General features: G+C 73.1%; 12 protein-coding genes. 9 read left to right on the forward strand and 3 right to left on the reverse strand.

Annotation, left to right across the window (positions count from 1 at the left end):
- Positions 1-26 precede the first annotated feature (26 nt).
- From AB0M79_RS26395 to AB0M79_RS26420, 6 genes are all read left to right on the forward strand, one after another.
- Positions 27-1919, forward strand: coding sequence for a VCBS repeat-containing protein (locus tag AB0M79_RS26395; protein ID WP_364218357.1), 1893 nt, complete (start codon positions 27-29; stop codon positions 1917-1919).
- A complete protein-coding gene (locus AB0M79_RS26400) occupies positions 1916-2983 on the forward strand; it encodes an enediyne biosynthesis protein UnbU (protein WP_364218359.1) in 1068 nt (355 codons plus the stop codon). Before AB0M79_RS26395 ends, AB0M79_RS26400 begins: the two co-directional genes overlap by 4 nt.
- Positions 2980-8589, forward strand: coding sequence for an SDR family NAD(P)-dependent oxidoreductase (locus tag AB0M79_RS26405; protein ID WP_364218360.1), 5610 nt, complete (start codon positions 2980-2982; stop codon positions 8587-8589). The genes AB0M79_RS26400 and AB0M79_RS26405 overlap by 4 nt, the downstream gene beginning before the upstream one ends.
- A 6-nt stretch (positions 8590-8595) precedes the next feature.
- Positions 8596-9009, forward strand: a complete 414-nt coding sequence (locus AB0M79_RS26410) for an acyl-CoA thioesterase (RefSeq protein WP_357533057.1) — start codon at positions 8596-8598, stop codon at positions 9007-9009.
- Positions 9010-9333: 324 nt separating this feature from the next.
- The gene (locus tag AB0M79_RS26415; RefSeq protein WP_364218363.1) at positions 9334-10242 is read left to right on the forward strand and encodes an SDR family oxidoreductase; all 909 of its coding nucleotides are present in this window, start codon (positions 9334-9336) and stop codon (positions 10240-10242) included.
- Complete coding sequence (locus AB0M79_RS26420) at positions 10239-11729, forward strand: MFS transporter (protein ID WP_364218365.1); 1491 nt, start codon at positions 10239-10241, stop codon at positions 11727-11729. Before AB0M79_RS26415 ends, AB0M79_RS26420 begins: the two co-directional genes overlap by 4 nt.
- A gap of 64 nt (positions 11730-11793) precedes the next feature.
- Here the strand turns inward: AB0M79_RS26420 and AB0M79_RS26425 are convergent, their stop codons facing one another.
- The 3 genes from AB0M79_RS26425 to AB0M79_RS26435 all read right to left on the reverse strand — a co-directional run bounded on the left by AB0M79_RS26425 (position 11794) and on the right by AB0M79_RS26435 (position 14966).
- Positions 11794-12432, reverse strand: coding sequence for a flavin reductase family protein (locus tag AB0M79_RS26425; RefSeq protein ID WP_364218367.1), 639 nt, complete (start codon positions 12430-12432; stop codon positions 11794-11796).
- Positions 12433-12451: 19 nt separating this feature from the next.
- A complete protein-coding gene (locus AB0M79_RS26430) occupies positions 12452-13717 on the reverse strand; it encodes a hypothetical protein (RefSeq protein ID WP_364218369.1) in 1266 nt (421 codons plus the stop codon).
- A gap of 70 nt (positions 13718-13787) precedes the next feature.
- Entirely contained in the window at positions 13788-14966 is a 1179-nt protein-coding gene (locus AB0M79_RS26435; protein ID WP_364218371.1) for a cytochrome P450, read from the reverse strand.
- A gap of 503 nt (positions 14967-15469) precedes the next feature.
- On the opposite strand from AB0M79_RS26435, the gene AB0M79_RS26440 reads away from it, so the two are divergent.
- The 3 genes from AB0M79_RS26440 (at position 15470) to AB0M79_RS26450 (ending at position 23718) form a co-directional block, all read left to right on the forward strand.
- Complete coding sequence (locus AB0M79_RS26440) at positions 15470-19957, forward strand: amino acid adenylation domain-containing protein (protein ID WP_364218373.1); 4488 nt, start codon at positions 15470-15472, stop codon at positions 19955-19957.
- Between the two features lie 114 nt (positions 19958-20071).
- Positions 20072-20275: an MbtH family NRPS accessory protein gene (locus tag AB0M79_RS26445; protein WP_212826898.1), complete on the forward strand. Its 204-nt coding sequence runs from the start codon at positions 20072-20074 to the stop codon at positions 20273-20275.
- A gap of 35 nt (positions 20276-20310) precedes the next feature.
- On the forward strand, positions 20311-23718 hold the full coding sequence (locus AB0M79_RS26450; RefSeq protein ID WP_364218376.1) for an amino acid adenylation domain-containing protein: 3408 nt from the start codon (positions 20311-20313) through the stop codon (positions 23716-23718).
- Positions 23719-23730: the final 12 nt, after the last annotated feature.

The raw sequence follows: 23730 nt of genomic DNA on the forward strand, positions 1-23730 counted from the left end.
TGCTGCCCTCGAGGAGGTAGACAGACATGCCGAAAGCCCTACGGCTTGCGCTTGCCCCGGTGTTGGGGGTGGTGCTGTGCGTCGCGCTCGGGTTGCTGGTCAGCCGACCAGCGCTCGGTGACGCCGAACGCGCCCGGACGGTGGAGCGCTTCGGGTTCGCCGTACAGAACCTCAACTCCACCCCGCCCGACGCGCGGTACATGCGGCCGGTCGCGCCCGCGTTGTGGGGGCTGCGGGCCTGGATCTCGGCCGTCGGCGCGGCCGTCGGCCTGGTCGACCTGACCGGGCAGGGCCGGGCCACCGACGCCTGCCTGGTCGACCCCCGCGACGACTCGGTCACGGTGCGGCCGGTGCCCGGCGCGGGCGGGCCGGCGTACGCCCCGGTCGAACTGCTCCCGACCGGGCTGCCGTACGACGCCACGATGGCGCCGATGGGCTGCGTGCCGGCGGACCTCGACGAGGACGGCGACCAGGACATCATCGTCTACTACTGGGGCCGCACGCCGGTGCTGTTCGTCAACACGGCCGGCCCCGCCACGACCCCGACCGCGGCCACCTTCCGGGCCGTCGAGATGGTCGTGCCGATGCAGGTCTGGAACTCCACCGGCCTCAACGTCGCCGACGTCGACGGGGACGGCCACCTCGACGTGATGGTGGCCAACTACTTCCCGGACGAGGGCAAGGTCCTCGACCCCGCCATCACCAACGAGGCCCGCATCGCGATGCAGGACTCGATGGCGCTGGCCGCGAACGCCGGCATGAACCGTCTTTTCCTGGCCCGGCCGACCGGCCAGCCGGACACCCTGCCCCTGCTGACCGACGCCTCCACCGCCATCCCGGAGCGGGCCGGCACCTCGTGGACCCTTGCGATCGGCTTCCAGGACCTCACCGGCGACCACCTGCCGGAGGCCTACCTCGCCAACGACTTCGGCCCCGACCACCTGCTGGTCAACCACTCCACGCCCGGCAAGGCCCGGTTCGAGGCCGTGATCGGCGACCGGGACATGGTCACCCCGAAGTCGCTGGTGCTCGGCCGGGACTCCTTCAAGGGCATGGGCATCACCTACACCTACGACCGGGGCAGCGAACTGCCGATGATGGTCGTCAGCAACATCACCCACCCCTTCGGACTGCACGAGAGCAACTTCGCCTTCGTGCCCGACGGCAAGGGTGAGGACCTGCTGCGCGGCAAGGTGCCGTTCCGCAACGACAGCGAACGGCTCGGCCTGTCCCGGTCCGGCTGGGGCTGGGACGTCAAGTCCGGCGACTTCGACAACGACGGCGTCGACGAACTGGTCCAGGCGACCGGCTTCATCAAGGGCGAGGTCAACCGCTGGCCGCTGCTGCAGGAACTGGCGATGGGCAACGACGGCCTGACCCGCTTCCCGGTGTCCTGGCCGGTGTTCGGCCCCGGCGACGACCTGTCCGGGCACCAGCACAACCCCTTCTGGGTACGCGGGTCCGACGGCCGCTACACCGACCTGGCCAAGGACGTGGGCCTCGGCGCGCAGGACGTGTCCCGGGGATTCGCGTTCGGCGACGTCAACGGCGACGGGAAGCTCGACATGCTGGTGGCCAACCAGTGGGAGGACTCCCGGGTCCTGATCAACGAGGGGCCGGCCGGGCCGGGCGCGTTCCTGCGGTTGGAGATGCCGGCCGGTGCCGGCACCCGCCCGGCGATCGGCGCCAAGATCGAGGTGCACGACCCGGAGGGCGTCCGCCGGACCCAGTTCTTCCCGGCCAACGGGCACGCCGGCGTCTCCGCCGCCGAGGTCTCCATGGCCCTGCCGTCGACCGGCGCGACCCGGGCGACCATCACCTGGCGGGCCGGCACCACGGTGCACCGGGCCGACGTCCAGCTGACCGCCGGCCGGCACACGATTCTGCTCACCCCGAACGGAACGGCGGAACTGCGATGACGACGACGGCCGCACCCCCCACCAGTACGCCGGCCGACAGGCCGGAGCCGGTCGGCGGCACCACCACCGAACCCGCCGCCGCGGCGGCCAAGCCACCGACCCCGCCCCGGGTCAAGGCGCTGCAACGGTTCGCGCTCTCCATCACCGTGTTCAACATCGTCGGGCACCTCTTCCTCGGCTTCGAGCAGTCGCCGATCACCCCGATCCTCGCGCTGCTCGGCAGCTACACGACCGCCCTGCTGATGGAATGGGTCGACAGCAGGGCACACGGCCGGGTGCCGGAGTTCACCGGCGGCACCGGCAACCTGGTGACGTTCCTGCTGCCGGCGCACATCGCCGGGCTCGCCTGCGCCATGCTGCTGTGGGGCCACGAGTCGATCTGGCCCTACCTGTTCGCGGTCACCGCCGCCAACGCCAGCAAGTACGTCATCCGGCTGCGCGAGAACGGCCGGCTGCGGCACATGCTCAACCCGTCCAACGCCGGTATCGCGCTGACCCTGGTGGTCTTCCCGTGGGTCGGCATCGCCCCGCCGTACCACTTCACCAACAACATCTCCGACACGCTGGACTGGCTGCTCCCGCTCGCGGTGCTCGGCGCCGGGACGATGCTCAACGCCGGGCTGACCAAGAAGATCCCGCTGATCATGGCCTGGGTCCTCGGCTTCGCGGCCCAGGCGTTCCTGCGCTGGCTGTTTCTCGACCACTCGCTGGTCGGCGCGCTGCTGCCGATGACCGGCTTCGCCTTCATCCTGTTCACCAACTACATGATCACCGACCCCGGCACCACGCCCAGATCCCGGCGCGGCCAGGTGATCTTCGGGCTGACCGCCGCCGCGACCTACTCGATCCTGGTCCTCGCCGAGGTCTCCTTCGGACTCTTCTTCGCCCTCGTCATCACCTGCATCCTGCGCGGCCTGATCCTCCTGTTCAGTCCGGCCCGCCGGGAGTCCAACCGGCGGGCGGCCGAGGCCGCCACGACCGCAACCGCCACCGCCACGGCCGGCACCACCCCCGCCGCCCCGGTGGCCGAGCCCGCGAAGACAGTGGCCGGACCGCCGAAATGAGTACCGAACCGATCGCCATCGTGGGGATGGCCTGCCACTACCCCGACGCCACCGACGCCGGACAGTTGTGGCAGACCGTCCTCGGCCGGCGCCGAGCCTTCCGGCGACTGCCGGAACAGCGGCTCGGTGCCGGCTACCGGGGCACCCCGGACGAGGCGGACACGACGTACGTGACCCACGCCGGTCTCCTGCGGGACTGGTCGTTCGACCGGCAGCGGTTCGGGATTCCCGGACCGCTGTACCGGTCGGCGGACCTCAGCCACTGGCTGGCCCTCCAGACCGCCGCCGAGGTGCTCTCCGACGCCGGCCTGTCCGGACCCGACCTCGACCGGGCCGGGGTCGACCGCGACCTGGTCGGGGTCGTGCTCGGCAACTCGCTGACCGGGGAGTTCAGCCGGGCCGCCACGGTACGCGCCCGGCTGCCGTTCCTGCGCGACGCCAGCGCCCTGGCCATGCGCCGCAGCGGGATCGAACCCGACCGGGTCACCGCCACCCTCGGCGAACTCGAACAACTCGTCGGCGACGCCTTCGCCGCGCCCAACGACGAGACCCTGGCCGGGGCCCTGTCCAACACCATCGCCGGCCGGATCTGCAACCACTTCGACTTCCACGGCACCGGCTACACCGTCGACGGTGCCTGCTCGTCCAGCCTGCTCGCGGTCATGACCGCCTGCCGGGCCCTGCGCGACCACGAACTCGACCTGGCCATCGCCGGCGGCGTCGACCTCAGCCTCGACCCGCTCGAACTCGTCGGCTTCGCCCGGGTCGGCGCGCTCGCCGTCGACGAGATGCGGGTCTACGACGCCAACCCGACCGGATTCCTGCCCGGCGAGGGCTGCGGGATGGTCGCGCTGATGCGGGCCTCCCACGCCGACCGGCTCGGCCTGCGCACGTACGCCACGATCGTCGGCTGGGGCACCTCCTCCGACGGCTCCGGCGGCCTCACCCGGCCCGAGGTGAGCGGCCAGACCCGGGCGCTGGCCCGCGCCTACCGGATGGCCGGCGTCGACCCGGCCGCGGTCGGCCTGATCGAGGGGCACGGGACCGGCACCGCCGTCGGCGACCAGGTCGAGATGCGGGTGCTGCGCCAGGTGCTGGAACGCGCCGGCACCCCGGCCGCCTTCGGCAGCATCAAGGCCAACATCGGCCACACCAAGGCCGCCGCCGGCGTCGCCGGCCTGATCAAGGCGGCACTGGCGACGTACCACCGGATCCTGCCGCCCACCACCGGCTGCGAGGAGCCGCACGACCTGCTGCGCGGACCCGGCGTACCGGTCCGGATCCTCGCCGAGCCGCAACCGTGGACCGACCCGGAGCCGGTCGCCGGCGTCTCGTCCATGGGCTTCGGCGGGATCAACACCCATCTGGTCCTGCGCGGAGCCGGCAGCGGCGCCCCGCTGCCGGCACCCGCCGTCGCCCGCTGGGCGGCCCCGGTGCCGGAGTACGACATCGTGCTGCTGCACGGCCGCGACCGGGCCGACCTCGCCGACCGGCTCGACCTGCTGGCCGCCCAGGCCGACCGGCTCAGCGTCGCCGAACTGCACGACCTGGCCGCCACCTGCCACCACACCGGCGACCACGGCCCGGCCCGCGCGGCACTGGTCGCCGCCCGGCCCGACCAGCTCGCCGCCGCCGCCCGCCGGGCCCGGGAACTCCTGGCCGAACCCGTCGCGGTCGGCATCGACGAGCGGGCCGGGTGCGCGGTCGGTGTCGGCGCGCCGGCCCGGGTCGGCCTGCTGTTCCCCGGCCAGGCCGCGCCGGTCCGCGCCCGGCTGCCGTACTGGCTGGACCGGCCCGGCGTGCCGGTGGTCCCCGACGGGGTCGAGCTGCGCGACGGCGACGCCGCGACCCAGGTGGCCCAGCCGGCGATCGTCCGGCAGAGCCTCGCCGGCCTGGCCTGGCTGCACGCGCTCGGCTGCCGGCCGGTCGCCGCCGTCGGGCACAGCCTCGGCGAGATCACCGCACTGGTCCACGCCGGTGCCCTCGACCCGGTCGACGGGCTGCGGCTCGCCGCCGTACGCGGGCGGCTGATGGCCGACTACGGCCGGCCCGGCACCGGCATGGCCAACCTGGCCACCGACGCCGACCGGGCCGCCGCCCTGCTCGACGGCACCGGCGTGGTCGTCTCCGGCCGCAACGGCGCCCACCAGACGACGGTCGCCGGCCCGGTCCCGCGGGTGCGCGAGGTGCTGCGCCGGGCCGCCGCCGCGGGCGTCACCGGCGTCGAACTCGCCGTCTCGCACGGCTTCCACAGCCCGGCCATGGAACCGGTCGCCGACCCGCTCCGGTTCGCGCTCAGCGGCTTCACCTTCGGCGAGCCACGCGCGACGGTGGTGTCCACCACCACCGGCGCCCCGCTCACCCCGGCCACCGACCTCGCCGCCCTGCTGGTGGAGCAGCTGACCCGGCCGGTCGACTTCCTGGCCGCGGTGCGGGACCTGGCCGGCCGGTGCGACCTGCTCGTCGAGACCGGACCGGGCACCATCCTGACCCGGCTGGCCCCCGACTGCGGGGTGCCGCTGCCGGCCGTCAGCCTCGACTGCGGCGGCGGGCAGCGCCAGCACGCCATGGCGACCGCCGTACTCGCCGCCGCCGGCGCCGCCGACCTCGGCCCGTACTTCGCCGGCCGGGGCTACCGGCTGATGACCGCCGGGCAGCCGGTCGAACTGCTCACCAACCCGTGCGAGACGCTGCCGGTCGACGAGGTCGCCGACCTACGCCCACCGGCCCGCGCCGTCGCGTCCGCGCCGGCCGCCGCGCCCGTCGCCGAGGCCGCCGCACCGGTCACCACCGGCGGCGAGCCGCTGACCGTCCTGCGCGAACACCTCGCCCGTACGCTGGAGCTGCCGGTCGCCGCCATCCGGCCGACCGCCGACCTCCTCGGCGACCTGCACCTCAGCTCACTGCAGGTGGTGCACACGGTGAGCGAGGTGGCCCGGATGCTCGGCCGCGACGTGAAGCTCACCCCGGTGCTGCTGGCCGGCGCCACCGTCGCGCAGGCGGCGGAGGTGCTCGCCAGCGCCGACCGGCCGGCAGCGCCCGTGGCGGCGCCCGACGCCCCGCCGGAGCCGCCGCCCGGCCCCCGGGTCTTCGCCCACCGCCTCGTCGAACACCGGACGCCGGACCGGCCCGCGCCCACCGTCGCCTGGCGGGTCGTCGCGCCGGACGGGCACTGGCTGGCCGAGCGGCTGGCCGCGCCGGACGACGTACCGGCGACCGGGCTGGCCGTGGCGCTGCCCGAGGTCGATCCCGGCGTGCCGAGCGACCACCTGGCCGGGCCGGTCGCCGAACTACTGGCCCGGATCGGCCGGGAGCGGCCGGAACGGCTGCTCGTGACGCACCACGGCCATCCCGCCGCCGCGGCCGTCGCCCGCAGCGCGGTCGCCGAGTACGGATGCCACGCCACCGTGGTCGAGCTGCCGGCCGACGCCCGGCCCGACGACCTGCCCGACCTGGTCGCCGACGGCTACCAGGAACTGCGGATCGGGTCCGACGGGAGCCGGCACCGGGTCGAGACCTCGGTCCGGGCCACCGGCGAGGGCGGCGACGCGCCGCTGCGCCCCGGCGACGTGCTGCTGGTCACCGGCGGGGTCGACGGCATCACCGCCGAGGCCGCGTCGGTGCTGGCCGAACGCAGCGGCTGCCGGCTGCTCGTGCTCGGCCGCACCGCCGCCGACGCCCCGGCCGTCGTGGCCGGCCTGGACCGCCTGCGCCGCCGCGCCCCGGCGACGTACGTCAGTTGCGACGTCACCGACGCCGACCAGGTACGGCGGACGCTGGCCGCGGCGGCGGCCGACGGGGTCGTCGCCGGCATCGTGCACGGCGCCGGGATCAACGAGCCCCGCCCGATGCCGGACGTGGACGCGGCGTCGCTGCACCGGGTGCTGCGCCCCAAGGTCGACGGCCTGCGGCACCTGCTCGACGCCGCCGGCCCCGACCTGCGGCTGGTCGTCGGCTTCGGCTCGATCATCGGCCGGTGCGGGCTGACCGGGCAGCCGGAGTACTGCGTCGCCAACGACTGGATGCGGCTGCTCGTCGAGCGGTGGGCCGCCGCGCACCCGGACCGCCGCGCCCTGGTGCTGGAGTGGTCGGTCTGGTCGGACCTCGGCATGGGGGTCCGGCTGGGCGCCGTCGACAGCCTCGCCCGGCGGGGCGTGGCGCCCATCCTCCCGGCCGACGGCTGCGCCGTCCTGCTCGACCTGGTCGGCGATCCCGGCGCCCCGGTCACGGTGACGGTCACCAGCCGGTTCCCGGCGATGCCGACGTTCGCCACCGCGACCGTCGAGGTGCCCGCGCTCCGGTTCGCCGAGAGCCGCCGCGACCTGCTGCCCGGGGTGGAGGTGGTGCTGGAGAACTCGCTCTCGCTCGGCGCCGACCCCTACCTCGACGACCACCGGCTGGACGGTACGGCGGTCTTCCCGGCCGTGCTCGGCCTCGAGGCGATGGCGCAGAGCGCCCGGTCGCTGCGGGGGCCGCGGCCGGTCTGGTCGGTGTGCGACGCGGAGTTCGCCGCCCCGATCACCGTTCCGGAGCGGGCGGAGCGGGCACTGCGCTGCTCGGCCGTCGGCGCGGCGACGAACCCCGACGCCGTCACCGTGACACTGCGCGACGACAGCGACGGCTTCGCCGCCGACCGCTTCCGGGGAACCGTCGACCCGCTGCCGCCGGCCGCGCCGCCCGACGCCGAGGTCGGGCCGGCACCGGCCGGTGCGGCGCCGCACCCCTTCTACGGCGACCTGCTGTTCCACAGCGGACGGTTCCGCCGTCTGGTCGGCTACGACCGGCTGTCCGCGTTCGAGGTACGGGCCTGGGTGGGCGCCGACCAGGCGGGCCGCTGGTTCTCCGCGTTCCACGGCGACGAGTTGCTGCTCGGCGACCCCGGCCTGCACGACGCCAGCATCCACGTGCTGCTCGCCTGCGTACCGCACCGGCGGGCGCTGCCGGTGGGGGTGGACCGGTTCACCGTGTGGCACCGCCCGGACGGCCCGGTCCTGGTGACCGCCGTCGAGCGCCGGCACACCGCCGACGACTACGTCTACGACGTCGAGGCCCGGGACGCCGCCGGCCGGGCGGTCGCCGCCTGGGAGGGGCTGCGGCTGCGCGCGGTGGGCCGGCCCCGGCCCGGTCCGCTGCCGGTGGCGGCGGTCGGCCCGTACCTGGCCCGCCGGCTCATCGAGTGCGGGGTCGCGGACACCGTCGACCTGTCCTCGGCACCGTCCGGCGCCGGCGTCCCGGGAGTGCTCGGCGCGGTCGCCGGCGGACCGGTCGGCCTGGAATGGCGGTGGGCCACCGACGAGGTACCGGCCACCGACGGCGCCCCGGCCGGCGAGGGGGAGGGGTGGCAGCACCAGCTCGCCCGGGACGTCGCGGACAAGGCCGACGAACCCTTCGCGCAGGCGCTCGGGCGCGTCACCTCCGCCTGGGCCGCCCTGCGCCAGCTCACCGGCGGTACGCACGACCAGCCGCTGCGCGTCGACATCGTGGTCGACCCCGGCACCGTCGTACTGCGGGCGAACGGCACGCAGGTGCTGACCGCGCGGATGTCGCTGGTCGGCGCCGACCGGCCGGCGATCGCGGCGGTCGCGGTGGCCGTGGAGGGAAGGTGACATGACATGTCCGTGTACGTCTACCGGCACCTGGTGACCCTCGACGAGACGAACCTGGTGGGCAACGTCTACTTCGCCCACTACCTGCACTGGCAGGGGCACTGCCGGGAACGCTTCCTGGTCGACCACGCCCCCGGGGTGATGGCCGCGCTGAAGTCCGGGGAACTCGCCCTGGTCACCATCTCCTGCGGGATGGACTACTACGCCGAGTGCTTCGGGCTCGACCTGGTGGAGGTGCAGATGACCCTGCGCGACACCGGCGGCAACCGGATCGCGATGGACTTCAGGTTTCGCCGCGGTGACGAGACGGTGGCCGTCGGCCGGCAGACCGTCGGTTGCCTGCGCCGGGCCGAGCCGCATCCGGTGCCGGTCCCGGTGCCGGACGAACTGGTCCGGGCGGCGGCGGCGTTCCCGTCATGATCTTCACCGCGAAAACCTGTAGCTGCCGGTCCCGGCGTACGCGGTGGTCCCGATTCGCCCGGCCAGCCGCGGTCGCGCTGCCGGCAACGGCTGGATCGGTCCGGCGACCGTCACGTCATGGTTCTACCTGAATCATTTCTGTGATTGACTAACTACCCCTTTGAGGAGCAGATCAGAAAGTCGCCGGGCGCACGTCCGGCCGATCCGCGTGGGTGCGTCACGGGGCGCGGCCAGACCGGGCACGGTGGACGGTCGGTGGCCGGACGGCACGTGGTCCGCCCGCGCGACCGGCCGGGGGCGTGCCGATCGTTGGAGGGCAGGTCGTTGGTGGACAGGACGCTGGCGGGCAGGGTCGCCGTCGTCGCGGGTGCGACGAGGGGCGCCGGCCGGGGCATCGCGGTGGAGTTGGGAGCGGCCGGTGCGACGGTGTTCGTCGCCGGGCGGTCGACCCGGCAGGCGCCGTCGGCGATGAACCGGCCGGAGACGATCGAGGAGACCGCCGAACTGGTCGACCGGGCCGGCGGGCGCGGCATTCCGGTCCGCGTCGACTTCTGCGAACCGGCGGAGGTCGACGCGCTGCGCGACCGGATCCGGTCCGAGGTCGACGGGCGGCTCGACATCCTGGTCAACGACGTCTGGGGCGGCGACCCGCTGGTCGAGTGGGGCAAGCCGTTCTGGGAGCACGACCTCGACCGGTCGCTGACCGCCTGGCGCAACGGCGTGCAGAGCCACCTGGTGTCGCTGCACCGCCTCGTCCCGCTGCTCATCGACCGGGGCGGACTCCTCGTCGAGATCACCGACGGCGACCGTGAGGACTACTACGGCTCGCTGTTCTACGACGTGGTCAAGGCCAGCGTCCGCCGTCTCGGCAAGGTGCTGGGCGAGGACCTCGGCAAGCACGGGGTCACCGCGGTCTCGCTGACGCCCGGCTTCCTGCGCTCCGAGGCGATGCTCGAGGGTTTCGGCGTCGCCGAGGGCAACTGGCGGGACGCGGCGAGGAAGGACCCCCACTTCGCCATCTCCGAGACCCCGCACTACGTCGGCCGGGCGGTGGCCGCACTGGCCGGCGACGAGAAGGTCGCCCGGTGGAACGGGCAGGTGCTGTCCTCGTGGCAGCTCGCCAACGAATACGGGTTCACCGACGTCGACGGGTCCCGCCCCGACTGGGGGAAGTACCGCGTCGACGTCTTCGAGAACGGTCGCAAGGACGTCGATCCGGAGGACTACCGATGAGCGCAGAGGTCACCAAACCCCCCACGGGTGGCACCGCACCGTCCGGGGCAACCGACACCGATTCTGGCGGCGGCGGCGGGCTGCTGCTCTGGGTGCTCTGCCTGGCCCAGTTCATGCTCATCCTCGACGTCGCCGTGGTCGCGGTGGCGATGCCCACCGTCCAGGGCGACCTCGGCATCGCGCCCGGCGACCTGATGTGGATCGGCACCGCCTACTCGCTGACCTTCGGCGGCTTCCTGGTCGTCGCCGGGCGGCTCGCCGACCTCCTCGGTGCCCGGCGGATGGTGCTGATCGGCCTCGCGGTGTTCGCCCTCGGCTCGCTCGGCTGCGGCATCGCCGTCAACGGCTGGACGCTCTTCGTCTCCCGGGCGCTGCAGGGCATCGGCGCGGCGATGATCTCGCCCGCCGCGCTGTCGCTGGTGATGACGAGCTTCGGCGAGGGCGCCGGCCGGGCCAAGGCACTGGGCATGTGGGGCGCCGTCTCCGCCGGCGGTGGCGTCGTCGGGCAGCTGCTCGGCGGTGTCCTCACCGACCTGGCCTCGTGGCGGCTGATCTTCCTGATCAACCTGCCGTTCGCCGCGCTGGTGGTCTTCGCCGTGCTGCGCCAGGTCGCCGCCGACCGCCCCGGCCAGTCCCAGGGCCGCACCGACCTGACCGGCGCCGGCCTGCTCACCGGCGGCATGGTGCTGCTCGTCGCCGCGGCCGGGCAGGCCGCCAACGGCTTCGGCCCGTTCGTCGCGGTGAGCGCGCTCGCCGGGCTCGCCGTACTGGTCGTCTTCCTGCTCGTGGAACGGCGGGTGGCGAACCCGATCGTCCCGCTCGGCCTCTTCAGCAACCGGCACGTCAGCCTCGGCAACGTCATCTGCTTCGCCTCGGCCGGCGCCACCATGGGCACCGTGTTCTTCGCCGCCCTGGTCATGCAACAGGTGCTCGGCGCGTCGGCACTGGTGGCCGGCCTGTCGTTCGCACCCGTCTCGGCGGTCATCACGATCGTGGCGCTGAAGTCGGGCGCCGCCGTCGCGAAGTTCGGGGTGAAGGCCGTCCTGCTGGTGTCCGCGGCACTGAACGCGCTCGGCATGCTCCTGCTGGCCAGTGCCCCCGCCGACGGCAGCTTCCTGCTGAACGTCGTACCCGGCCTGGTCGTCTTCGGCATCGGCGGCGGCCTCGGCTTCGCGCCGGCGATGTTCGTCGCGACCACCGGGGTCGCCAACGAGCAGCAGGGTCTCGCCTCCGGGCTGCTCTCCACGGCGCAGCAGATGGGTGGCGTCGTCGTGCTGGCCGTCCTCAACCTGATCGTCGTACGGGTGATCGTGGCCAACGGCGGGCCGGAGTCGGCGGAGGCGGCCATGGCCGGCTACCGGACCGGCTTCCTGTCCGCGCTGGTGCTGCCCGCCCTCGTGGCGATCTGCGTGCTGGCCCTGCCCCGCCAGCCGGCGCCGCCGGCACCGGTCAGCCCGGCCCCGGCCCCGGCCGGCCCGGCCGACTGACGGCACCACACACGCGAAAAGGTGGGGTGGTCACCTCGGTGACCACCCCACCTTCGTCGTACGGTCAGGTGAACACGTGCGGGGCGGGCTCCTCCTCCGCGGTGACCTCCGGGCTGAGCCGGCCGTAGCAGCGGGAGAGCCGCAGCACCGGATCCATCAGCGTGCTGTCGACCCGGCCGTCGCGCCACACGCCCGGCTCCACGTGCACGTGCACGACCCGGCCCAGCACCAGGTTGCCGTTGCCGACCGGGTGGATACCGGCGACCTCGCACTCCATGTGCGCCTTCGCCTCCCGGACCCGGGGCGGCCGGACCCGGACCGACGGCACGGGGGTCACCCCCACCTCAAGAAACTCGTCCTGGTCGGGGCCGAAGTGTGCGCCGGAGTTGTCGAGCTGCTCCAGCAGCCCCTGGTCGGCCAGGTTCACCACGAACTGGCCGGTGGCCCGGATGTTGCGCAGCGTGTCCTTCTCGCCGATGGAGCTGAACGCGACGTGCGGCGGGTGGTCGGCGACCAGGCTGAAGTACGAGTACGGGGCGAGGTTGCGCCGGCCGGCGGGCGACACCGTGGAGATCCAGGCGATCGGCCGGGGCACCACCAGCGAGGTGATGAGCTGGTAGACGTCCGGCTTCGACCAGTCGGCCGGATCGACTTCCAGGGGCTCGTCCAGTTCCCTGGGGGCGAGCGCGGGCTGGATGGTCATAGCGACTCCAATCGGCGGGTCAGCGCGACATCCGGGTCAGCCACCGGTCGCCGAACTGCATCAGCGGGCAGTAGTTGGCGGCCCTCATGTGGCGCATCTTCCGCAGGGTGCTCGTCGCGTTCTGGGTCGTCGTACCGGGCTGGACCAGGGACCGTTCCCCGCCGACCAGCACTGCCGCGAGCGTGATGTGCCGTTCGAGGTCGAGCAGGTCGGCCTCCAGCACCTCGTCGCGGGCGTCGGCCAGCTCGGGGCGGGTCAGCATCAGGTCGGCGTACGGCTCGGGCACGGCGGTGATCAGTTCCTCGACCGCGGCCCGGTAGCGGCGGTGCTCGATCTGCATGACGCCGGTGAGGTTGATCGGCACGTACGGCGGCGACATGGTCGGGCGGACCACGTCCTGGTAGTACTTCGCCGGCATCGCACCACTGTGGATCATCGCGGCGGTGAAGCCGCGGATCAGGACGGCGGCGTCGGCCAGGGCGGCCGCCGCGGGCCCGTCCGCGCCGGCCCGGGTGTGCTCCACCGCCCGGTGGATCAGCGCGGCGGCGTAGACGTTGAGCACGAAGTAGTAGTGGTGGACCAGGAACCAGCGGTCCATCCAGTCCCCGTCCGGCCGGTACGCCGCGGCAGACTCCGCCAGGTTGTCTGGCGCCGCCATGTCGGCGGCCGTACCGTCTGGCGCCGCCGTGCCGGCGGCCGTACCGTTCGGCGTCGCCGTGCCGGCGGAACCGTTCGGCGCCGCCGGCTGGGTCGGCGGTGGTCCGGCCGGTACGTCGACCGGGGGGCCGTCGGGGGTCGAGCCGTTCGTCCCGCCGGCCGACGCCGGCCGCAGCAGCCGGAAGAGCAGCGACATGCTGGCGACCTCGGCGAGCACGTCGTTGATCTCCAGCATGGTGAGGCGGAGGTCGGCGAGCGTACGGAACACCGCCACGGCGGTCTGCGCGGCCTGCTGGTGCGGTGTCAGCGGGGTGTGCCGGACCCGGAAGTAGTCGGAGTGCACCGGGACCGGGGGCGGCAACCGCCACGGCTCCTCGACCGGGGCGATCGCGTCGAGCCGGGCGGCCAGCGCGGCGGTGCTGTCCACGGCGAACTCGAAGCGCCGGGCGACCTCGGTGCTGTTGCCGCCGCGCTGCATGGCGTCCATCAGCATGCCGAGGCTGGCCTCGGCGCTGGCCCACACCGCGCGGGTCGACGCGTCGAAGCGGGCCCGTTCCCACTGCACCGGATAACCGACCACCAGCAGCGGTACGCCGCCGGACGGGGCGGGCTCGGCCGGGTCGACCATGACACTGCTCCTCATCGCAGAGGCGGGGACGCGCCTGAGGCCCGTCCCCGCCGAAATCTGAACCGACGTCTCAGCTTCCGACCGGCACCGCACCGGTCAGGCTCAGCGGGATGCTGGAGTGGCCACGCAGCGTGGCGTTCTCCCAGAAGTGCGTCTCGCCGCTGACCCGCAGATCGGGGTAGCGCTTGAGGACCGCGGTCAGGGCGACCCGTCCCTCGATCCGGGCGATGATGTTGCCGAGGCAGGAGTGGGTGCCGCGGCCGAAGCCGAGGTGCGGGTTCGGCGCCCGGTCCATCACCAGTTCCTCGGGCCGGTCGAAGCGCGCCGGGTCGCGGTTGGCGGCCGCCAGAACGATGACGACCATGTCGCCCTTGCGCAGCCGGGCACCGCCCAGCGTGGTGTCCTCGGTGCAGACCCGGCTGACGACGTGGACCGGGCCGGAGAACCGGACCAGTTCCTCGACACCGGTGTCGACGTCCGACCACATCCGTTCGAGCGCGTCGGGGTTGGCGAGCAAGGTGGTCAGGGCGTTGCCGAGGAACCGGGCCGGTACCTCGAAGCCGGCGTGCCAGAAGGCCCGCAGCGAGTTGAAGAGCACGGCGTCCGGGTAGTCGACCTTGGCGCGGTTGGTGGCGACGTACCCGGAGATCCCGTCGGCGGGTCCGGTGGCCAGCCAGCGCGCGACGAAGTCGCTGAAGTGCTGCCGGGCGGTGAGACCGGCCTCCTCGCTGTTGGGGTCGAGGCCGGCGTCCATGCTGCGGTGCAGCTCGTCGTTGCGCTGCCGCCACTCCTCGTCCTTCTCCGGCGGCGGCATCCCGACGAGATCGGAGATGGTGCCCAGGGTGAAGGGGGTGGCGTAGTCGCTGACGAAGTCGATGCTGTCGCGTCCGGCCAGGTCGTCGAGCAGCCGCTCGGCGCGTTCGACCGCGTTGCGTTCCAGGGCGCCGAGGTCCTGGGAGCGCAGCGCGTCGACGGCGAAATGGCGCAGCGGGGTCTGGTCCGGCGGGTCGAGGGTTTGCAGGCTCAGCAACGGCCCCGGGGTGGGAATCCCGACCTTGCGGAAATCCGCCGCGAAGACGGCCGAATTCTTCAGCGCCTCGAGGCAGTCGGCGTGCCGGGTCAGGATCCAGGCGCCCAACTGCTCGTGCCAGTGCACCGGATCCGTTTCGCGTAGCTGTCGGTAGACCGGGTACGGGTCGCGGATCGTGTGCGGGTCGAGCGGATTGAAGATTTCCTTCTGGGAGCTCACTTCGGTCTGCCGATCTGGCCGGCGGGGCGGCCGGTGAGAAGTTTCCGTGGCCGAGAAGTGGTGCGTGCGATCGAGTGGGCCGTGGCCCGGCCACGCCGGCCGGGCCACGGCGCACTACCCTAGTTTCAGTGCAGGTAACGCATGGCCTTCCCTCCTTTCGCGATGGCGGACCGGGGAAAGCCAGGGACGCGCCCACGCGTTACGGCACTTCGCCCCTGACGACTGAGCCGGATAATGCGAATCGATTGTCTACCTGGGCGAGGCGTAACTGGATTCTTCGGCCCGGTGCGCAAACGGGTCAAGCGGATCTGACAGATCTTTCTAATTCCTGAAAGCGAACGGTCCGGCCGTCGCGCGGTGTTCCGGAAACGAAGTGGCCAGGCAGAGAGTCAGCAAGAAATCTATCAAGCATCAGCTTGTTTTCCGATCGACTCGTTAACGTGTAATCCGCGTTGATCCGCTCAGTTATTGGAGCCCTGGATCGAGAGAGGACGGAGCACACGGTGTCGAGTGTCCGCGAACAGGTAGCAGAGCTGTCCGATGAGGAGAAGCGTGCTCTCCTGGCCCAGTTGCTCGGCCAGGACGGCAACCGGGAAGGTGAGCGACTGCTGCCCCCGCAGCGTCGGTACTGGGTGTTGCACCAGGTCTCGCCACAGGTCCCCACCCATGTCGTACGCACCGTCGACGTGACGGGCGAACTGGACGTCAGCCGGTTGGAGCAGGCCTTCAACCTGCTGGTCGACAGGCATGAGCAACTACGCACGAGTTTCGTCAGCGTGGAGGGCCGGCCGGTGGCCGCGCTCGCCGACGCCGGCGCCGTACGGCCCGGCATCGCCACGTTCGAGGTCGGCGACGGAACCGCCGAGCCGGCGGAGGAGGCGCTGCACAAGGTGCGGGTCCGGGAGGCGGGCCGCCCCTTCGACCTGGACGTCGCCCCGCTGGCCCGGGTCGCCGTCGTACGGCGCACCGCCGACCACCACGAGGTGCAGCTCACCGCGCACCAGATGATCGCCGACGAGGTGACCGCAGACCTGCTGCTCGGCCAGCTCGCCGAGGCGTACGACGCGCTGTCGGCCGGCCGTGAACCGGCGGAGGCGCCGGTGGCGGCGTCGGTCACCGCGGTCGTCGACCGGCAGCGGAGCTGGCTCGGCACCGCCGCGGCCCGCCGCGAGATGGAGTTCTGGACCCGGCGGCTGGCCGCCGTGCCGAACCTCGACCTGCCGATCGACCACCCGCGTCCGCTCGACCGGATGCCGCTGCTCAAGGGTGCCCGCAGCACCGTGGAGCTGGGCCCGGAACTGGTCGCCGCCGCCCGCGAACTCGCCGCGGCGCAGGGCACCGACCTGTCGTCGGTGGCGATGGCCGGCCTGCTCGCCGTCGTGGCCCGCTACACCCGCGAGAAGGACATCGCCATCGGCATCCCGGTCGCCGGCCGCGACGACGCCGAACTCGCCAACACGCTCGGCACCCTGGAGAACACCGTCGTCGTACGCAGCGAGGTCGGCGCCGACACGACGCTGCGCCAGCTCGTCGACCAGGTGCACGCCAACACCGAGCAGGCCCGGGCGCACCAGCAACTGCCGTTCGAGCAGGTCGTGGCGAAGCTGCGCCCGGAGGCCGACTTCAGCCGCTCGCCGCTGCACCAGATCCGGTTCGTCGACAGCCAGCCGAAGTTCGACACCCGCGAGATCGGTGGTGCGAGCTGGCGGCTGGCGGACGTCGACAGCGGCCTGGCCGCCTTCGACCTGACCGTCTACCTGCGCCACACCGAGGACGGCCGGACGCTGCTGCACGGCGAGTACAACGCCGAGCTGTTCAAGTCCGAGACCATCGGCCTGTTCCTGGAGCACCTGACCACGCTGCTCACCCGGGCGCTGGCCGAGCCGGACCGGGGCTGCGCCAGCCTGCCGATGCTGTCGGAGGCCGAGACGGCCAAGGTGCTCACGGAGTGGAACGACACCGCGGTCGACTACCCCCGCGACGCCCTGCTGCACGACCTGATCACCGCACAGGCCGCCCGTACGCCGGACGCGCTGGCGGTCATGGCCGGCTCGGACCGGATCACCTACCAGGAGCTGGACACGTGGTCGAACCGGCTGGCCCGGCGGCTGCGCGCCCTCGGGGTCGGCCCGGAGACGCTGGTCGGGGTGACCGCGAGCCGGAAGATCGGCACGGTCGTCGCGTTCCTCGGCGTGATGAAGGCCGGCGGCGGCTACGTGCCGATCGATCCGGACCAGCCCGCCGACCGGCTCAGCTCGCTGCTGGCCGACGCCGGCATCCGGGTGATGGTCGCCGCCGACGACCAGGCCGCGTTCCACCAGGAGGCGAGCGACGTGTGGGTCCGCCCGGACTCCGCCGACGTCGACGCGGAATCCGACGAGGCGCTGCCGAAGCTGGTCGACGCCGACAACGTCGCGTACGTCATCTACACCTCCGGCTCGACCGGCCGCCCGAAGGGCGTCGTCGTGCCGCACCGGCAGATCGTCAACTCGACGCTGGCCCGCAGCGGCTTCGGCCGCGAGGCGCCCGAGGCGTACGCGATCCCGGTGGCCCTGTCGTTCGACGCCTCGGCGGCCGGCCTCTACTGGACGCTGACCAGCGGCGGCCGGGTGGTGCTGCCCAGCGAGGACCAGGTGCGCAACCCGGCGCTGCTGGCCCGGCTGGTGCAGCACGAGCGGGTCACCCACATCACCCACATGCCGTCGTACTACCAGCTCCTGCTCGCCGCCGGCGGCCGTCAGCTGATCTCGCTGAAGGACATCTCGGCCGGTGGTGACGTCTTCCCGGCGCAGCTCGCCGTGGACCACTACAAGACCCTGCCGTGGGCGCACCTCTACAACGACTACGGTCCCACCGAGGTCACCGTCTGGGCGACCGCCCAGCTCTCCACTGCGGAGGAGGACGGCGCGAGCGTCCCGATCGGGCGGCCGATCAACAACACCCGGGTCTACCTGCTCGACGAGCAGCTCAACCCGGTGCCGGTCGGCGTGCCCGGCGAGATCTACGTCGCCGGTGACGGGCTGGCCCGGGGCTACCTCGGCCAGGCCGGCGCGACCGCCGACCGGTTCGGACCCGACCCGTTCGCCAGCACCCCCGGCGCCCGCATCTACCGCACCGGCGACCTGGCCCGGCACCTGCCGGACGGCCGGCTGGAGTTCCTCGGCCGGGTCGACACCCAGGTGAAGATCCGCGGCTTCCGGATCGAACTCGGCGAGATCGAGAACGTGCTCCAGGGCCACGAGGGGGTGCTCAGCGCGGTCGCCGACGCCCGCCGCCACCCGACCGGCGACGACGCCGACCTGATCGCCTGGATCATCCCGGCCGACGCGGCCGCGCCGCCGTCGGAGACCGACCTGGTCGCGCACCTCAAGCGGCAACTGCCGCACTACATGGTGCCGGGCCAGATCGTGGTCTGCGAGGAGTTCCCGCTCAACGCGCACGGCAAGGTCGACCGCCGGGCCCTGCCCGACCCGGTCGCCACGCCGATCTCGCTGCCCAGCGGCGAGGTGCCGCGCCGGCGGATCGAGAAGGAGATCGCCGACGTCTTCTCCGAGGCGCTCGGTGTCGCCCGGGTCGGCCTGCACGACGACTTCTTCTCGTTCGGCGGCAGCTCGCTCCAGCTCTCCCGGGTCGGTGCCCGGCTGTCCAAGGCGTACGGCCTGGAACTGCCGCTGCACGCGCTGTTCAGCACGCCGACCGTCGCCGGGGTGGCGGCCCGCGTCGAGCTCTACGAGCGGGAGGGCTTCGAGGGTCTGAAGGCCACCCGGGACGCGGCCGACGACCTCGACCGCGAGTCGGAGCTGGACGAGACGATCACCGGCGAGAACCTGGCGCAGGCGGACTTCTTCGCCCCGAAGGCGATCCTGCTCACCGGCGCCACCGGCTACTTCGGCGTCTTCCTGCTCGACCAGCTCATCGACCAGACCGAGGCCGACATCTACTGCCTGGTCCGGGCCCGGGACGTACCGGGGGCGATCCGGCGGCTCAAGGAGACCTGCGCCCACTACGAGGTGCCGTGGGACGACCGGTTCGAGCGCCGGGTCAAGGCGGTCGTCGGCGACCTCGGCAAGCCGCTCTTCGGCCTGTCGCCGTCGATCTTCGACGACCTGGCCAAGCTGATCGACGTCATCTACCACAACGGCGCGCTGGTCAACTTCTCGATGCCGTACTCGGCACTGAAGGCGCCCAACGTGGACGGCACGGTCGAGATGCTCCGGCTGGCCTCGCGCTACAAGGCCAAGCAGGTGCACTTCGTCTCCACCATCGACGTCTTCATCGCCGGTCACATGAACCGGCCGTTCCTCGAGCGGGAGCTGCCGAGCCGTCCGCCGCAGGTGCCCTTCAGCTACCCGCAGAGCAAGTGGGTCAGCGAGAAGATCATCATGAAGGCCAAGCAGCGCGGCCTGCCGGTCAGCATCTACCGGCCGTCGATCATGATGGGGCACCCGAAGACCGGTGCCTGCCACGCGCAGAACTACGTGCTCACCGCACTGCGCGGCTTCCTGGAGTTCGGCATCCTGCCCGACTACCCGGAGTCGATGAACGCCATCACCCTCGACTACGCCAGCGCCGCGATGGTGCACGTGTCGCGGCAGGAGGCGTCGCTCGGCAACATCTACCACCTCTGGAACACCGAGGCGATCCCGCACAACGCGCTGTTCCCCTGGATCCAGTCGTTCGGCTACAAGTTCGACACCGTCGACTTCGACGAGGCCGTCCAGCTGGCGATCAACGCGGGTCCGGACCACCCGATCTACCCGATGGTCCCCGTCCTGCTGCTCTACACCAGCGGTGACGCCGGACTGGAGATGTCGATGGAGACCGAGGACGCCATCGACAACCGGTCGGAGTGCATCAACCTCCTCGACGGCATCAAGGGCACCGGCTACAAGCCCGCCCCGCTGGACGAGAAGTACATGCACGACTGCCTCGCCTACCTGGTCCGCCACGGCCAGCTCGACCCGCCGGAGGCGTTCCCCCGGCGGCGGTGACCCGGTGGCGCCTCCCCGTACCCCACCCGGGGAGGCGCCACCGTCACCCGCCAACGCCCCAAGACCGGCAGCGCGCGGTCACCCCGACCGCCGTACCCCCGAGGAGACGCACCGATGAGCACCGACACCGACCTGTCCACGTTCGCCGTCGTGGTCAACGACGAGGAGCAGTACTCGGTCTGGCCGGCCGGCCGTACCCTGCCCGCCGGCTGGCGGGAGACCGGGTTCACCGGGCCGCGCGGCGCCTGCCTGGCGCACGTCGACGAGGTCTGGACCGACCTGCGCCCGAAGTCGCTCCGGCAGCGCATGGGCGCCTGAATCCCCGATCCCGGAACCACTTGCGGAGGCAGGTAATGAGCAATCCCGAAGCCGGCCCGAAGCTGTCGGCGGCAAAGGCCGAGCTGCTGCGCCGCTGGCGCGCCGGTGAGTCGGTGGCCGGCACCCCGGCCGCCGCGGAGCCGACCATCCCGGCGTTCGGGACCGGGCCGGCACCGCTGACTCCGGCCCAGCACCGCCTGTGGTTCCTGGACCGGCTGTTGCCCGGCTCCGCCGCCTTCAACCTGAGCCACTGCGTCGCCCTCGACGGCCGGCTCGACCCGACCGCGCTGGACGCCGCGCTGACCGACCTGGTCGAGCGGCACGACGTCCTGCGTACGGTCGTGGCGACCGTCGAGGGTGAGGCGCGGCAGGTGATCCGCGACGAGGCCCGCCCCGTCGCCGAATGGGTCGACCTGACCGACCTGCCCGCCGACCGGGCCCGCGCGCAGGCGCTGGAGCAGGCCCGCGAGGCGGCCGACACCCCGATGGACCTCGCCACCGGGCCGCTGGCCCGGCTGGTCGTCTACCGGCTGCCCGACACCGACCTGATGCTGCTGGTGGTGCACCACGTCATCGCCGACGGCTGGGCGCTCGGCGTCGCGCTGCGCGAACTGTCCCGGCACTACCGGTCCCGGCTCGCCGGTACCGCACCCGCCGCCCCCGCGCCCGGCCCCCGGTTCGCCGACTTCGCCGCCTGGCAGCACGACACCGCCGGCGACCTGTCGACCGAACGCGACTACTGGCGCGACCGGCTGGCCGGGATGCGCGCCCCCGAACTCCCCACCGACCTGCCCCGCCCGCCGGAGTTCGGCTACGCCGGCGACTGGCGCCCGGTCAGCCTGCCGGAGCCGGTCGACCGGGCCGTACGCGACCTCGCGCGGGCCCAGGACGCCACCCCGTACCACGTGCTGCTGGCCGCCCTGACCGTGGTGCTGAACCGCTGGACCGGGCAGCGCGACATCGTCGTCGGCGGCGCGGTCACCGGCCGCGAACTCGGGCAGACCCACGGCATGCTCGGCAACTTCACCAACACGGTGGCGCTGCGCAACGAGGTGACCGCCGGCGCCACGTTCCGCGACCTGCTCGCCTCGGTACGCCTGAACACGCTGGCCGCCCTGGCCCACCAGCGGCTGCCCTTCGACCAGGTGGTCGCCGACCTGAACCTGCCACGCAGCGCCGCCCACGCCGGGCCGCTGCCGGTCACCTTCGTGCTGCAGCCCGGCGGCCCGGTACGCGACTTCGGCGGCCTCGCCGCCGAGCCGATCCAGCTCGGCTGGCGGACCAGCCGGGCCGACCTCGAACTGCACATGTGGGACCAGCCGACCCTGCACGGCGGGCTGGTCTTCCGCACCGACCTGTTCGAGGCGGTCACCGCCGACCGGCTGGCCGCCCGGCTCACCGCCGCTGTCGCCGACCTGGTCGCCCACCCCGACCTGCCGCTGGCCGAGCAGACGCTGCTGCCGCCGGACGAGCGCGCGGTGCTGGCCCGCTGGTCGGCCGGACCGAGCCGGCCCGCGCCGGCCGGGACGATCACCGAACTGGTCGCCGGGCAGGTACGCGCCCGGCCCGACGCGACCGCGGTCACCGGGGTCGGGGGCACCCTCGACTACGCCGGGCTGGCCCGGACCGCCGACCGGCTGGCCGCCCGGCTCGCCGCGGCCGGCGTACGGGCCGAGACCCCGGTCGCGGTCTGCCTGGAACGCGGCGCCGGCCTGGTCAGCGCCGCCCTCGGCGTGCTGCGTGCCGGCGGCTGCTACCTGCCGCTGGACCCGGCGTACCGGCCCGGCCGGCTCGCCGCCGCCCTCGACGACGCCGGGGCGACGGTGCTGGTCTGCGCGAGCACCGACGAGGCGGCCCGGATCACCGCGGAGACCGGCCGGGAGCTGACCGTACTGCTCTGGCCGGAGCCGAACCCCGGCGCGGAACTTGCCGGGCCGGAATCGGACGCCGGCGCGGACGCGCCCGACACCTGGGAGCCGCCGGCGGTCGACCCGGACGCGCTGGCCTACCTGATCTACACCTCGGGCTCGACCGGCCGGCCGAAGGGCGTCGCGGTCACCCACCGGTCCGCGGTCAACTACCTGGTCTCGCTCGCCGAGGAACACGGCTTCGACGAGCGGACCGTGCTCGGCGCGATCGCCTCGCCCGCGTTCGACGCCTCGGTCGCCGAACTGTTCGGGCCGCTGTCGGTCGGCGGCACCGTCCACCTCGTCGACGCCGAGGACATGGTCGACGGCAACCGGCTGGCCAACGCCCTGCGGGCCGGCGCGGTTACCACGATCTCCGGCACCGCCACCGTCTGGCAGCTCCTGCGCGGCGCCACCGAGCAGGTCCACATCGACGCCCTCGTCGGCGGCGAGCGGGTCGGCGACGACCTGGCCCACTACCTGGCCACCACCCAGCGCTCGGCGTGGACCCAGTACGGCCCCACCGAGGCCACCGTCTGGGTCACCGTCACCCGGCTCGACCCGGACGGGCCGGTGTCGCTGGGCCGCCCGGTCCGCAACGTCACCTGTCACCTGCTGGACGAGGACATGCAACCGGTCCCGATCGGCGCGGTGGGCGAGGTCTGCGTCGGCGGGGTCGCGCCGGCCCGCGGCTACGCCAACCGGCCCGGCCTGACCGCCGACCGGTTCGTGCCGGACCCGGCCGGCGAGCCCGGCGCCCGGATGTACCGCACCGGCGACTTCGCCCGCTACCGGCCGGACGGCACGCTGCAGTTCGCCGGCCGGCGCGACGAGCAGGTCAAGGTCCGCGGTTTCCGGATCGAGCTGGGCGAGATCGCCTCGGTCGCCGAACGGCACCCGGCGGTGGCCCAGGCCGCGGTCACCGTGTTCCCCGACCCGTCGACCGACGACCAGCTCCTGGTGGCGTACCTGGTGCGGCGGGCCCGGCCCGGCGACCCGGATACCGACCTGGTGCCGACCGTACGCCGGCACCTGCGCGACGCGCTGCCGGCGTACATGGTGCCGGACCGGTTCGTGGTGCTTCCCGAGCTGCCGGTGACCGGCACCGGCAAGGTCGACCTCAACGCGCTGCCGGCGCCGGCCGGCAACGTGCGCCGCACCGACGTCGCCTACGTCGCACCGCGCACGGCGCTGGAGATCGAGATCACCAAGGACGTCGAGGAGTTCCTGGAGATCGACCGGGTCGGTCTGCACGACGACTTCTTCGAGCTGGGCGGCCACTCGATCCGGGCCGCGCAGCTCGTGGTGCGGATGCAGGAGCGGTACGGCGTCGAGATCGTCATGCAGAAGCTCTTCGCCTCCCCGACGGTGGAGCACCTGGCCACGCTGATCTCCGCCGATCAGGACCGGCGCAAGCAGCTCGCCGACGAGCGCGAGGGGCTGCGCCGCATGGTCGGCGAGTTGTCGGACGACAAGCTCGACGGGCTGCTCGCCAGCCTGCTGGCGCAGCAGGGCCAGCGGCCGCCGGCCCCGTGACGGGCCGGCTTC

It is taken from the genome of Polymorphospora sp. NPDC051019, assembly GCF_040683055.1.
Taxonomy (GTDB): domain Bacteria; phylum Actinomycetota; class Actinomycetes; order Mycobacteriales; family Micromonosporaceae; genus Polymorphospora; species Polymorphospora lycopeni.

What these genes read in the sequence shown, in the direction of transcription:
- AB0M79_RS26450 (WP_364218376.1), top strand. Translation starts at nt 20,311, where the DNA reads ATGAGCAATCCCGAAGCCGGCCCGAAGCTGTCGGCGGCAAAGGCCGAG.
- AB0M79_RS26420 (WP_364218365.1), top strand. Translation starts at nt 10,239, where the DNA reads ATGAGCGCAGAGGTCACCAAACCCCCCACGGGTGGCACCGCACCGTCC.
- AB0M79_RS26410 (WP_357533057.1), top strand. Translation starts at nt 8,596, where the DNA reads ATGTCCGTGTACGTCTACCGGCACCTGGTGACCCTCGACGAGACGAAC.
- AB0M79_RS26425 (WP_364218367.1), bottom strand. Translation starts at nt 12,432, where the DNA reads ATGACCATCCAGCCCGCGCTCGCCCCCAGGGAACTGGACGAGCCCCTG.
- AB0M79_RS26400 (WP_364218359.1), top strand. Translation starts at nt 1,916, where the DNA reads ATGACGACGACGGCCGCACCCCCCACCAGTACGCCGGCCGACAGGCCG.
- AB0M79_RS26445 (WP_212826898.1), top strand. Translation starts at nt 20,072, where the DNA reads ATGAGCACCGACACCGACCTGTCCACGTTCGCCGTCGTGGTCAACGAC.
- AB0M79_RS26405 (WP_364218360.1), top strand. Translation starts at nt 2,980, where the DNA reads ATGAGTACCGAACCGATCGCCATCGTGGGGATGGCCTGCCACTACCCC.
- AB0M79_RS26430 (WP_364218369.1), bottom strand. Translation starts at nt 13,717, where the DNA reads ATGGTCGACCCGGCCGAGCCCGCCCCGTCCGGCGGCGTACCGCTGCTG.
- AB0M79_RS26395 (WP_364218357.1), top strand. Translation starts at nt 27, where the DNA reads ATGCCGAAAGCCCTACGGCTTGCGCTTGCCCCGGTGTTGGGGGTGGTG.